This is a genomic window from Williamsia herbipolensis (assembly GCF_036153515.1).
In the GTDB taxonomy this organism is placed as follows: domain Bacteria; phylum Actinomycetota; class Actinomycetes; order Mycobacteriales; family Mycobacteriaceae; genus Williamsia_A; species Williamsia_A herbipolensis.
The window spans coordinates 2600806-2613017 of sequence record NZ_CP108021.1 but is presented as its reverse complement, the minus strand read 5'-3'; the positions used below and the strand labels follow the sequence as shown (position 1 = coordinate 2613017).

10 protein-coding genes are annotated in these 12212 nt (G+C 69.4%); 5 read left to right on the top strand and 5 right to left on the bottom strand.

The genetic code is table 11. From position 1 onward, the window contains the following. Positions 1-107: 107 nt before the first annotated feature. Together OG579_RS11695 and OG579_RS11690 are read left to right on the top strand one after the other, a co-directional pair. Positions 108-1832 carry a TM0106 family RecB-like putative nuclease gene (locus OG579_RS11695; protein WP_328856066.1) on the top strand — a complete coding sequence of 575 codons (1725 nt, stop codon included), beginning with the start codon at positions 108-110 and terminating at the stop codon, positions 1830-1832. 205 nt (positions 1833-2037) lie between these two features. Next, entirely contained in the window at positions 2038-2619 is a 582-nt protein-coding gene (locus OG579_RS11690) for an XRE family transcriptional regulator (protein WP_408068667.1), read from the top strand. Here the strand turns inward: OG579_RS11690 and OG579_RS11685 are convergent. The 5 genes from OG579_RS11685 to OG579_RS11665 form a co-directional block, all read right to left on the bottom strand. Further along, positions 2593-3330 (bottom strand): TMEM165/GDT1 family protein, encoded by a 738-nt coding sequence (locus OG579_RS11685; RefSeq protein ID WP_328856064.1) that lies wholly within the window; start codon positions 3328-3330, stop codon positions 2593-2595. The two genes, OG579_RS11690 and OG579_RS11685, sit on opposite strands and share 27 nt — an antisense overlap. A gap of 108 nt (positions 3331-3438) precedes the next feature. Continuing rightward, complete coding sequence (locus OG579_RS11680) at positions 3439-4017, bottom strand: hypothetical protein (protein WP_045820958.1); 579 nt, start codon at positions 4015-4017, stop codon at positions 3439-3441. A gap of 202 nt (positions 4018-4219) precedes the next feature. Further along, positions 4220-4849 (bottom strand): superoxide dismutase, encoded by a 630-nt coding sequence (locus OG579_RS11675; RefSeq protein WP_045821001.1) that lies wholly within the window; start codon positions 4847-4849, stop codon positions 4220-4222. A gap of 188 nt (positions 4850-5037) precedes the next feature. Next, on the bottom strand, positions 5038-5196 hold the full coding sequence (locus OG579_RS11670; protein WP_160298490.1) for a hypothetical protein: 159 nt from the start codon (positions 5194-5196) through the stop codon (positions 5038-5040). 106 nt (positions 5197-5302) lie between these two features. Next, positions 5303-6271 (bottom strand): epimerase, encoded by a 969-nt coding sequence (locus OG579_RS11665; protein WP_328856063.1) that lies wholly within the window; start codon positions 6269-6271, stop codon positions 5303-5305. A gap of 185 nt (positions 6272-6456) precedes the next feature. On the opposite strand from OG579_RS11665, the gene OG579_RS11660 reads away from it, so the two are divergent. From OG579_RS11660 to OG579_RS11650, 3 genes are read left to right on the top strand one after another with little or no spacing between them, the layout of a single operon-like run. Continuing rightward, positions 6457-7989 (top strand): DUF3375 domain-containing protein, encoded by a 1533-nt coding sequence (locus OG579_RS11660; RefSeq protein ID WP_328856062.1) that lies wholly within the window; start codon positions 6457-6459, stop codon positions 7987-7989. Further along, positions 7986-8813, top strand: a complete 828-nt coding sequence (locus tag OG579_RS11655; protein WP_328856061.1) for a DUF4194 domain-containing protein — start codon at positions 7986-7988, stop codon at positions 8811-8813. Before OG579_RS11660 ends, OG579_RS11655 begins: the two co-directional genes overlap by 4 nt. After that, positions 8810-12211 (top strand): ATP-binding protein, encoded by a 3402-nt coding sequence (locus tag OG579_RS11650; RefSeq protein ID WP_328856060.1) that lies wholly within the window; start codon positions 8810-8812, stop codon positions 12209-12211. Before OG579_RS11655 ends, OG579_RS11650 begins: the two co-directional genes overlap by 4 nt. Position 12212 lies beyond the last annotated feature (1 nt).

Here is a 12212-nt window from a genome sequence, read left to right as displayed (position 1 = left end):
GGTAGAAGAACAGCCACACCAGCATCGCACAGCCGACGGGCGGTGCCCTCGCGCGGGCGAGGAAGCCGGCGGGTGACTCCGGGGGCATGCGAAAGGGATGGGTGCAGATGGACGACAGGGTGGCCGTGCGACGTGCCCGTCGACTCCTCTCGGCACGTGATCTCAGCGGCTGTGACCATCGCCTCGCGCTGGACTCGGGCGTGGTACCCGACACGTTTGCCTCCGCCGAGTCCTCGCCGGAGAAGGGTGTCGTCGCACTCACCGCCGAACCGTCGGCGGAGGATCCGTCGGTCACCCGCCGCAAGGAGGCCGCCACCGCTCACCGCGAGACGGTCGCCGAGATGCTCGAGGGGCTGCACAGCGATCAACCCGGCGCGGTGGTGCGCGTCGCGGGCGCCAATGGTGGTGACCGCGTGGCGGCGACGATGGCGGCCTGCGCCGCCGACGTCGCGTGGATCTGGAACGCGTCGCTGCCCGCCGATCCCGACGCGGGGATCCGCGGGGGATCCGAACTCCTCGTGCGCGTCGCCGACGGCTACGTGCCCGTGATCGTGGTCAACCACCGCGTCACCGTGCCCGCACCGCCCGCCAAGAAGGTGGCTCCGGGCTCCGGCGACACCCCGGCGGCACCTCCGGTGACCAGCCCGCTCTGGTCGTGGTCGCCCACGCCCGACCCGACCCGCGCGGTTCGTCGCCATCGCCGTGACCTGCTGCGCCTGGCGCACCTGACCCGACTGCTCGCCCACGCCGGCGTCGGGTCGACGACCGGGCTCGGCGGTTCGATCGGACTCGACGCCGACTGCATCGTCGTCCACGACCTCACCGAGACCCTCGCGGGCTACGACGACCTGCTCACCCGCCGCGGGGCCATCGCCGCGGGGGAGTTGACGACCGGGCCGAGCCGCGTCGGTGAGTGCCGCACGTGCCCGTGGTGGGTGCGGTGCGAACCCGAGCTGACCGCCACCCGCGACGTGAGTCTCGTGGTCAACGGATCGCAGGTCGACGCGTTGCGGACCGTCGGGGTGCTGACCATCGACGATCTCGCCGCGTTCGACGGTCCGGTGCCGTCGGACTGGCCCGGTCGGGCCGACCTCGCCGATGCCGTGACCTCTGCGCGGGCCTGGTTGGCCGGGGTACCGCTGATCCGCCGCATCGAGGAGCCCGTCGTCGCGCGCGCCGACGTGGAGGTCGATGTCGACATGGAGTCGTACGGCGAGGACGGCGCCTACCTGTGGGGCACCCTGCTGACCGATCGCACCGACCCCGCGCGCGAGGTGCTCTACCGCCCGTTCGTGACCTGGGACCCGCTGCCCACCGACGACGAGGCCCGGTCGTTCGCGGAGTTCTGGGCGTGGCTGATGGACGAGCGTGCCGCCGCGCACGAGGCCGGTCACACCTTCGCCGCCTATTGCTATTCACAAGCCGCCGAGAACCGGTGGCTGCTGGGTTCGGCCCGGCGGTTCGCGGGCCGTCCCGGCGTCCCCGCGATCGGGGAGATCGAGCAGTTCATCGGTTCCCCGGAGTGGGTCGATGTCTACGAGGCCGTCGGCACGAACTTCGTGTGCCCCCACGGCAAGGGCCTGAAGAAGATAGCCCCGGTGGCGGGCTTCTCGTGGCGCGACCCCGAGGCCGGGGGCGAGGCGTCGATGGACTGGTACCGCGTCGCGGTGGGGCGTGACGACCCCGCCGGTCCCGATCCCACCGACTCCGCGGAGGGGCAGCGGGCACGACTCCTGCGCTACAACGAGGACGACGTGTGGGCCACCAAGGTGCTCCGGGAGTGGATCGACACCGCCGCGAAGGACGCGATCCCGCACCGGTCGGCCCTCTAGCCGCCTCGGGTCGACGATCGTCGGGAGGCCCGTCGGGGCCGCGACGTCCACGTTTGACCACCTTGTCGTATATCCTGTGCGGGACCATGTCGGTGACCGGGGGAAACGGTCGCCACCGGCAGGGTTGTGCGGGGGCGGATCCTTGTGAGAACCATCTGGTGACGTCCCGCACCGATTTCACTGAACTCAGTGGGGGTGGGGAAAGATGTCTGGATCTGTTTCGGGCACATCGCGTCCGGACGATGCTGTGTCGACGAGTGACGACTCGACGGACGACGGGGTCGAATCGTCGGATGCGGGTCTGTTCGCCCGGCGGCTCGAGGAACTGTTCCGGACCGTGCCGGGCCCGAACGGGCGGGCGTACAGCGCGAAGGCGATCGCGGCGCGGTCGACCGAGCGCGGATTCCGCCTCGGCGAGTCCTACCTGAGCCAGCTGCGGTCGGGCAAGGCGAAGTCGCCGTCGTTCCGCACCGTCGAGGGCATCGCCGCGGCGTTCGGCGTCGACGTGCACTACTTCCTCGAAGACCGTGCGGCGCAACGTACCCGGGATCAGATCGAGCTCATGCGCCTCCAGGCCGACTCGAGCGTGCAGGTCGCGGCGTTCCGCCTCGCGGGCCTCTCGAGCGACTCGGTGTTCATCGTCGGGGAACTGATCAAGGTCCTCCGCGCGCAGCAGGGCCTACCGGTCGATCCGCCGGATCTGGCGTCGGCACTGAACGGCGTCGACAGCCGGCCGTCGAACGAGCCGGTGCACAGCGGTTTACGCGTGGTCCCCGTTCGATCGTGACGGAGCCTCCGCCACAACGGGTTCCGCTGTCGCGGCGCGGGCGGCCCGAGAACTGCGGGTGGCGATGATGACGCCGATCCCGACGACGGTGATCACGACGGCGGCGCTGATGGCGCTGAGGGCGATCGTGGTGCTGGCAGCGGCGAGGATGCCCTCGGTGAGCAACCAGATCGCGAAACCGAAGAACAGCACGGCCGCACCGAGAGAGATGGCGCGCTCCGGCAGCTTCCGCCCCAGCGCTGCACCCACGATGATCGCCAACGCGTCGGCGGCCACCATGCCGACGGTCGAACCGATCCACACCCCGACCCAGTTGTGGTCGGTGGACAGCGTGATCGTCGCCAGCATCGTCTTGTCGCCGAGCTCGGCGAGGAAGAACGACGACATGACCGCGAACATCACCGAGGCCCCGGTCCGGGCGGCGCGGCTCGACTCGTTGTCGTCGAGTTCGTCGCCGCGCACGGTCCACAGCCCGAAGACGAGCATGGCGAGACCGCCGACGATGGTGATCAGGTCCGACGGGATCGACAGCCCCAGGTAGTGGCCGACGACCACCGACACGAGGTGGACGGCGGTGGTGGCGATGGTGATGCCGAGCAGCACGACCCACCAGCGGTAGCGGATCGCGTAGGTCATCGCCATCAGCTGCGACTTGTCGCCGAGTTCGGCGACGAAGATGACGCCGAAACTGATCATCAGAGCGGAGAGCATGACTGTGACGGTAGAGGGGTCCGGCCGGGCGAGCAACAGTTACCCAACCCTCATAACCCCAGTTCGGAGGCCCTTTCCGAGTGGTTTCGGCGACCCGTGCGAGACGGTTCAGGCGGCCAGCAACATCGCCAGTACGGCGGTGTCGGGGTCGGAGTTCGGGTCGACCCCGACCTGGTTGCGCAGCGTCACCACCGTTCCGTCGGCCTCCGCCTCGGCCCAGCCCGCGCGGTGTTCGAGGCCCAGTTCGGGGACACCCGGCAGCAGGACGCAACCCGACGCGACCTCCGAACACTCCGGCAGCGACGGTCGCGTCTGGGACGGCGGATGGAGCATCACCAGGGCCGGCGGATGCCCACGCAGGCCGGATCGGTCGCCGCGGCCGTGGGCGAGCACCGCGATGAAGTCGTCGCTGAAGACGCTGCCCATCGCGAGCATCATCCCCACCGTGCCCGGCTCGCACTCGTCGGGACGGTCCTCGACCACCCCGAAGATGGTGGTGGTCTGCAGCAGGCCGGGTCGGCACGCGATCCGCACCGAGGCCACGAGGGTCTGGGTCCATTCGAGGGTGGTGTCGGGCCAACGGCCGGAGATCAACATGCCGCCGAGGCGGCCGTCGCGATGGAACGGGGTGAGGCCGATGGGGATGCCCGCGGCGGACCGCCTCGCCGGACCGATGTCCTCGCTCATGAGGCCTCCTACCGCAGACGGACGCCACCACCGAGCGTCACTTCTCACGAGCATCACCGACCGCGAAGGGCGCCACAACTGCTGGCGCGTACTGCGCAGTGCAGCGTTACAGGATGTTTGCAGGACCGAGACACAAGGAGGGCCACCGACTCTCGTCGATGGCCCTTCTCAGTCCTGCTTGGGGGTGATCACCCCGGGGTGATCACGCCCCGACGATGAGTCCCTTGCCCTGGCTCTGCGCCTTGGCGAAACGCTCGCCGGCGTCGGCCCAGTTGACGACGTTCCACCACGCCTTGACGTAATCGGGCTTCACGTTCTGGTAGTCGAGGTAGAAGGCGTGCTCCCACATGTCGAGCATCACGATCGGGATGAGGCCGACCGAGGTGTTGCCGTGCTGGTCGGTGAGCTGCTGGATGACCAGCTTGCCCTCGATGGTGTCGAAGCCGAGGATCGCCCATCCGCTGCCCTGCAGCGTGGTCGCCGCGGCGGTGAAGTGCGCCTGGAACTTGTCGAAGCCGCCGAACTGATCGTCGATCGCGGCCGCGAGGTCACCTTCGGGCTTGTCACCGCCGTTGGGGGACAGGTTCTTCCAGAAGATCGAGTGGTTGGTGTGGCCACCGAGATGGAAGGCCAGGTTCGCCGAGAGCTGGAAGACCTTGTCGGCGATGGTGCCGTCCTCGCGCGCGGCGGCGGCCTTCTCGAGCGCGGTGTTCGCGCCCTTCACGTAGGTGGCGTGGTGCTTGCTGTGATGCAGCTCCATGATCCTGCCGGAGATGTGCGGCTCCAGTGCCGCGTAGTCGTAGTCCAGATCCGGCAAGGTGTATTCAGACACGTTGTTCCTCTCCTCGGGTTCCATACCCGTGCGATGTTCTTCTACCGTATCCAGCCTTACGCAGTGCTGGGGTGAATGCAACAGTCGCCGACGATTCCACCTCAACCCTGGTTCAGGTTTCGATGGCAGGGTAAATGCGGCGTGACGTGCAGGGATACCGAGTCCGACGCGTGGTCGGGTGGGTCGGATCAGAAGAGGAAGAGCGCCACCAGGACGACGATGAGTGCGGCGATGCTGATGCTGATCGCAACACAGCGGCCGCGGATGTCGACGGTGTCCTCGTGCCAGGCGGAGGAGTGGCGCCGACCGGCCGACCGATGGGGATCGGACTGGGTGTGTGTCGCCACCGCCAAGCTCCTGTCGCCGTCGAGGGAGTGAGAACGGTCACACGAAGCGACCGTTGGCGCAACTATAGGCACGGCGATGAGACATCTCAAATCGGCGGCGTCGGACCTACCCGATCAGGTCGGTGAGCGCGCCGTCGAGGTCGGGGAAGGCGAACCGGAAGTCTCTCGCGGCGAGCACCTCTGACCGTGCGCGGCGCCCGGTGAGACCGAGAAGCGGATCACTGCGCAGCAGCACGGCCCCCAGACGCAGCAACGGCGTCGGGGTCGGCGGCGCGGGCGGTCGGTGCAGGTGTCGGCGCAGCGCGGCCATCAGGTCGGTGTTGCGGACGGGCTGGTCGGTGGCGGCGACCAGCACGCCGTCGGGCAGCTCGAGACCGGGCGTGAGCCCGAGCGCGGCTCGCACGATCGCCAGCCAGTCGTCGATGTGGATCCAGCTGAACCACTGCTGTCCCGAGCCGACCCGACCGCCCAACCCGACGCGGGTGAGTCGAGACAGCGTCCTCAGCGCCGGGGCCCCGGTGTCGAGGACGATGGAGGTCCGCAGGATCGTCTGATGCCCGCATCGCGCCCCGTGTGCGGCGGCCTCCCACGGGGCGGCGACACCGGTCATCTGCGGCAGCCCGGGATCGGGCAGCGGGGTCTGCTCGGTGCACCACGTCTCGCCGGCGTCGCCCCAGATCGCGGTGGTACTCGCCTGCACCCAGTGGGTGAGCGGTGCGGAGAGTTCGGCCGCCGCGGCGACGAGGGCGCGTGTCGGCACCACACGACTGCGGGTGAGTTCGGCGATGTTCGCCGCCGTGGGCCGGACATCGACGAGCTTGCCGGCGAGGTTGATCAGGGCGGTCGCGGGTCGATCGAGCTCGCGGACCCACTCGCCGGGCGTCTCGCCGTCCCAGCGGACCTGCCGGATCGGCCACTGCGTGTCGGGGGATCGGGTCAGCACCACGACCTCGATGCCGCGAGCACTCAGGTCCCCGCAGATGCGGCGACCGAGCGCGCCGGAGCCCCCGGCGATGACGACGCGACGCGGCGCTCCGGCGGCGGGGGTGGCGGGGTCCTGCGGCGATGCGGACATGCGTCACGGTAACCCCGGAACAGCTCACGAAGGCCGTGTGAAACCTCACCCATCTCGCCTGTCACAGGCTGTCCACAAGGTGGCCGACGGGTGCGCTCGGGAGGGCGTGAGGCCACTATCCTCGCCGGAGGCGTCGGGCGATCTCGGCCGACGACACATTCCTCGACACGGGCGAAGGCGGTGACATGGCGGTCGGCACCACCCCCGCGGGTTCCGCGGCCGCACTGCACGCCGCGTTCACCGAGAGCGCCGACGCCGACGTCACCCTGCGGTTGCTGCGGTCGCGCAGCGCGATGGTGCACCTCGCGCTCATGGCCGCCCGCCTCGGCGACGGCCAGGTCGACGGCGATCACCTCGCCGCGGGCCTCGCCCACGACATCGCCGCGCTGTCGTCGCACTGGACCGACCGTGACGTCGCCGTCCCGACCGCCGAGGAGCTCCTCGACCTCTGGACGCGCCGCGGGTTCGTCGCCCGCACCCTCGACGCCGATCGACACATCGAGCGCTATCAGCTGACGCGGGGCGCGACCACCGCGCTGGCACAGGTGCAGTCGGTGCGACACGACCGTACGGTCGCCACCCAGACGGCGATGGAGATGGTGATCGGTCGACTGTCGAACATCGCGGTCGCCATCAATCCCGATCCCGGCGAACACATCCGCGACATCGACGCGAAGATCGCCGAGCTGACCGCGCGGCGGGCCGAGCTGGCCGCAGGCGCGGTCCCCGCCGTCGACGCCCGACGGGTGTTCGACGACATCCGCATGGTCACCTCGCTCGCCGAGCGGATGCCGGCCGACATCATCGGCTACGGCGAGAAGCTGCGGGAGAACTCCCGCGAGCTGCTCACCGGCGGCCTCGATGAGCGGGCCGGTGCCTACGCCGACGCACTCAACCGGATGTTCGACGGGCACGACGAACTCCACCGGTCCGCCGAGGGCAGTGCCTTCGACGCCTTCTACACCCTCATCTCCGACCACCGTTTGCGCGACGACCTCGAGCGACACATCGACGCGATCCTCGCCGCCCTCCCCGATCTCCCGCGTGATCAGGCCGACATCCTGGGTCGCTTCATCGACCGCATGTGGGACGAGGTGCAGCACGTCGACGAGATCCGCGGGCAGGTGTACCGACGGATCAACACCTTCGTCAAAGGTGGTGACTTCCTGCACTATCGGGCGCTGCGGGAGCAGATCGGCGAGGCACAGCGCGCGGCCGCCGCGGCTTTCGAACACGTCAGCGCGGGCCGCGACATGGGCATCGAGGTCCCGATGGGCGTGGCCGACACCCACTCGATCGGCGCGGTCTCACTGCACGACGGGGTGATCGAGGTCCCCGACGGTGTCGAGGCCTCGGCCGGCGAGATCGACATCGACCCCGCCGCGCTCGTCGGTACCGAGACCATCGACTGGCAGGCCCTGACCGACGCGGTGAACGCGTCGGTCAGGAGCGGCGCCGCCGATCTCGCGGAGGTGTTGTCGCGCATCGATTCCCCGCGCGTGGGCGATGTGGTGGGCGTGTGGTCGCTCGCGCAACGACACGGCGCGGTCGACACGACGCGGTCGGCGATGACGGTCGGTGCGCACACCGCGCGGGGTGTCCGGGAGATCACGGTGCCCGCCATCGTGTTCACCGCCCCCATGCCCGAACCCGTGGTGACCGCCGCCGACCCCGCGGTGCACCTGCTCGACGACCTGACCGGGGGGACCCCAGCGTGACCACTGACGACGTGACCGACGACGATCTCGCGGCCGATGCCCCCGAGGCCGGTGACGACCTGTTCGTCGACAGCCCCGACGCCGAGGCCTCGCCGTCGGTCGACCTGTCGCACTTCAGCTTCGACGGCACCGAACCGCTCGGCGAGATCGGTCAGCGCCGCACCGAACCCCGTTTCGACGGCGACACCTCCGAACTCCCCGCGCCGGTCTGTTACGCCCTGCAGGAACTCGTCGCCGCCGCCCACGTGAGCGGCAAGTCCCGTAACTGGCGTGCCATCGAGGCGAACGAGCAGATCATCCGCTCGCGCCTGTCGGAGCTCAACCTCGTACTCGAGATCGACACCGAACACCGCTATGCGTTCACCCGCCAGGTCACCGAATCCGATCCGCGCCAACGCAACATCCTCCGCGCGTCGACTCTCACCCTGGCCGCGTCGGTGCTCGCGCTGTTCCTCCGCCAGAAGTACCTGACCAGTGTCGACGAGTCGGCGACGGTGGAACGGACCGAGATGGTCGACCACATGCTCACCTACAAGCCCGTCCGCGACACCGACGAGGCCGGGTTCATCCGCCGCGTCGACGCCGCGATCAACGTGCTGGAGAACCGCAAGGTCATCCGCGCCCTGCCCGGCACCGACCGCTACGCCATCCACGGCGTGATCGCCGCGCTGTTGACGCCGGAACAGGTCGAGTCCTACACCCGCGCCTACCGCGTCCTCGCCGGCGACGACCCCAGTCCCGATCTGGCCGAACTCGACGAGGCGTCGCTCGACGAGACCGAGAACGCCCCCGACGGCACCACCGAGGATGAGGACGAGCAGTGACCGACACCCTCGAGCAGACCGCCACGACCGCACGGCGCACCGTCGCGATCGGACAGTTCCGGCTCACGCGTATCCAGCTCGTCAACTGGGGAACCTTTCACGGCTACAAGGACTTTCCGATCGACGAGCGCGGTGTGCTGCTGACCGGTCCGTCGGGATCGGGCAAGTCGTCGCTGATGGACGGTCACTCGGTGGTCCTGCTACCCACCTACGACCAGGGGTTCAACGCCTCGGCCGACCTCACCGCCAAGGGCGCGAAGCGGGCCGCGCGCTCGATGGCCGACTACGTGCGCGGGGCGTGGGCGGAGAACGACGACGAGTACAACCAGTCGCAGGTGCAGTACCTGCGCGGGTCGGGCGCGACGTGGTCGGCGATCGCCGCCACCTACGACAACGGCGCGGGCTCGGTGACGACGGCCGTGGCCATCAAGTGGTTCCCCGGCTCCGGGAACGACGGGGCCGCGCTGCGCTCGTGGTACCAGCTGCACCCCGGTGACGCCGACCTGCTGTCGCTCAACGACTGGGCTGCAGGCGGATTCGACATCCGCTCCTACCGGGCCTCCCATCCCGAGGTCGCCTGCTTCGACGTGCAGAGCGCCTACCAGGAGGCGTTGCGCCGTCGGGTGGGCATCGGCAGCTCCTCGGCGGCGCTCGCGTTGATGGGCAAGGCCAAGGCGATGAAGAACGTCGGCGACCTCAACCTCTTCATCCGCACCTACATGCTCGACCGCCCCGACACCTACACCAAGGCGCAGCGGTTGGTCGAGAACTTCACCCAGCTCGACGAGGCCTATCAGGCCGCGGCGCGGGCCCATGCACAGGAGAAGGTGCTGCGGCCGATACCCGATGCGTGGCAGGCGTATTGCGGTGCCGAGAAGTCCACGACACGTGCCGCCGAGCTGCTGGGGCCGCCCATGCGCGCGTTCATGCGCGAACACCGCGTGGCGTTGCTGCAGGCCAAACTCGACTCGATCGAGGACCAGCGGACCGCGCTCGACAACGAGGTCGCCTCGTGGGAGAACATCGCCGACGAACGCGAGGACCGGCACACCTCGCTGCGTGACCAGCTCACCGTCGACAAGGGGGAACTCACGTCGCTGGAGGCGGAACTGAAGTCGTTCGAGGCGCAGGTGACCGCCCGCAACCGTGCCTACGAACGGTATTCGGCGGTGGTGTCGCGTCTCGGCGAGAACACGCCGGAGTCGCACGAGGAGTTCGCCGCACTCCGTGACCGCGCCCCGCAGATCGGCCGTGCCGCCCGGGAGGCCGCGGCGTCGCTGTCGGCGCGGGCGCACCCGGTGTTCAGTGCCGAGACCGACGCCCGTCGCGAGCACGAGGCGGTGCTCGAGGAGCTGACCACCCTGACCGCCCGCCGCTCGCTGCTGCCGCGCGATGCCCTCGCCCAGCGCGACGCCATCGCGACCGGAACCGGTGTCGCCGCCCACGACCTGCCGTTCGCCGCGGAACTCGTCGAGGTCGCACCCGAGCACCGCGACACCTGGGCCGGTGCCGCCGAACGCGTGTTGCGCAGCCTCGGCATGACGTTGCTGGTGCCGCAGGAACATCGCAGGCGGGTCTCGGACTTCGTGAACGCCACCAACCTCGGTGGTGTGCTGGAGTTCCGCGCCTTCGACACCGACGCCACGGTGACCGACCCGACCCCGGGAACACTGGCCGCTGTCATGACGGTGGACACCGCGCACCCGGCCGGACCGTGGCTCACCGGCGTGGTGGCCCGCTCGGCCGCGCACGTGTGTGTCGGCACCCCGGTCGAACTCGACCGTCACGAGCTCGCGGTGACACCGCAGGGCCTGGTGAAGGCCGGACGCGACCGCTACCGCAAGGACGATCGCCGTCGCGTGGACGACCGCACCCACTGGATCTTCGGCACCAACACCGACGGCAAGCGCGCCGCGCTCGAGGAATCGCTCGTCGGGCTGCAGGCCCGTTTCGACGACGCGCGGCAGGCATCGCAGGACATGCGGGACCTGTTGGAGGACAACCGGGAACGCGCCAAGGCGGCCGATGCGCTCGCCGCCTACGGCTCGTGGACCGAGCTGAACTGGTGGTCATCCCGACGCGACGCCGACGAGCTGAACCAGCGGATCGAGGCCGTCCGAGGCAACCGGGTCGATCTCGCCGAACTCGAGGAGCAGGTCGACATCGCCCGCGCCGACTGGCGTGAGGCGGTCGCGCGGGTCGGTGCGATCAACGATCAACTGCGCCACATCGGTTCGGACTGGGACCGCTGGCTCGCCGAACTCGAGCAGTCCAGCGACGCCGACGCCATCAGCGACGACGACCGCGACTACCTCTCCGGTGTGCTGAGCACCGTGTTGGAGGACAACGGCAAGCACCTGTCGATCGAGACCTACGGCGAGGTGCGGTCGGATCTGCGCAACGCCCTCGAGGCGGTGCAGGCCGACGCCAACGCCGACCGCGACAGCGCGGAGAACCGCATCGTCCGCGCCGCCGAGGCGTTCGTGCGTGAATGGCCCGCCGCGGCGAACAACCTGACGCCCACCATCGCCGGCGCACAGGATCTCGTGTCGATCCACGCCGGACTCATCGACCACGGACTGGCCTCCACCCAGGAGCGGTTCCGGCAACTCATCACCACCGACATCTCCCACTCGGTGTCGAACCTCTACAAGGAGATCGGCGACACCAACAAGCGGATCCGTCGCGGGATCGCGGAGGTGAACAGCGGGCTCCGGCGGGTCGATTTCAACACCGGCACCTATCTGCAGATCGCGGTGCAGCACAACCCCACCGAGGAGGCGACGGAGTTCGCCCGCATCGTCGACGCGATGATGCGCGACGCCCCCGCGGCCCGGGCCGGCGACGGCGCGGTGCTGGCGCGGCAGTTCTACCGGATCAAGAACCTCATCATCGCGCTGACCGCGACCGACGCCGAGGGCAAGCGTTGGTGCGACAACGTCCTCGACGTGCGCAACAGCTACTTCTTCTACGGCAAGGAACTCGCACGCCCCGCCGCAGGGCAGGAAGCCGATGACGACGCGCCGCCGGTGCACACCTACCGCAACACCGCAACCAACTCCGGTGGCGAGCAGGAGAAGCTGGTCGCGTTCTGTCTGGCTGCGGCACTGAGCTTCTCGCTGAGCAGTCCCGACGACCACCGCCCCGGCTTCGCGCCGCTGATGCTCGACGAGGCGTTCAGCAAATCCGACGAGACGTTCAGCAGCCAGTCGCTGCGGGCGTTCGAGCAGTTCGGGTTCCAGCTCATCATCGCTGCGCCGATCCGTATGGCGGGCATCGTCGAGCAGTTCATCGGTCAGGTCATCCTGGTGGACAAGCGGATCGGGCCCGACGGCGCGCGGTCGGACGCCCGGACCGCGACGTTCGGCGAGATCGCGACGGCGCGGCAGCAGCGGTGAG

Excerpts from the sequence above, each read along its gene's own strand:
- OG579_RS11695 (WP_328856066.1), top strand. The coding sequence starts at position 108 with ATGGACGACAGGGTGGCCGTGCGACGTGCCCGTCGACTCCTCTCGGCA.
- OG579_RS11690 (WP_408068667.1), top strand. The coding sequence starts at position 2,038 with ATGTCTGGATCTGTTTCGGGCACATCGCGTCCGGACGATGCTGTGTCG.
- OG579_RS11685 (WP_328856064.1), bottom strand. The coding sequence starts at position 3,330 with ATGCTCTCCGCTCTGATGATCAGTTTCGGCGTCATCTTCGTCGCCGAA.
- OG579_RS11680 (WP_045820958.1), bottom strand. The coding sequence starts at position 4,017 with ATGAGCGAGGACATCGGTCCGGCGAGGCGGTCCGCCGCGGGCATCCCC.
- OG579_RS11665 (WP_328856063.1), bottom strand. The coding sequence starts at position 6,271 with ATGTCCGCATCGCCGCAGGACCCCGCCACCCCCGCCGCCGGAGCGCCG.
- OG579_RS11660 (WP_328856062.1), top strand. The coding sequence starts at position 6,457 with ATGGCGGTCGGCACCACCCCCGCGGGTTCCGCGGCCGCACTGCACGCC.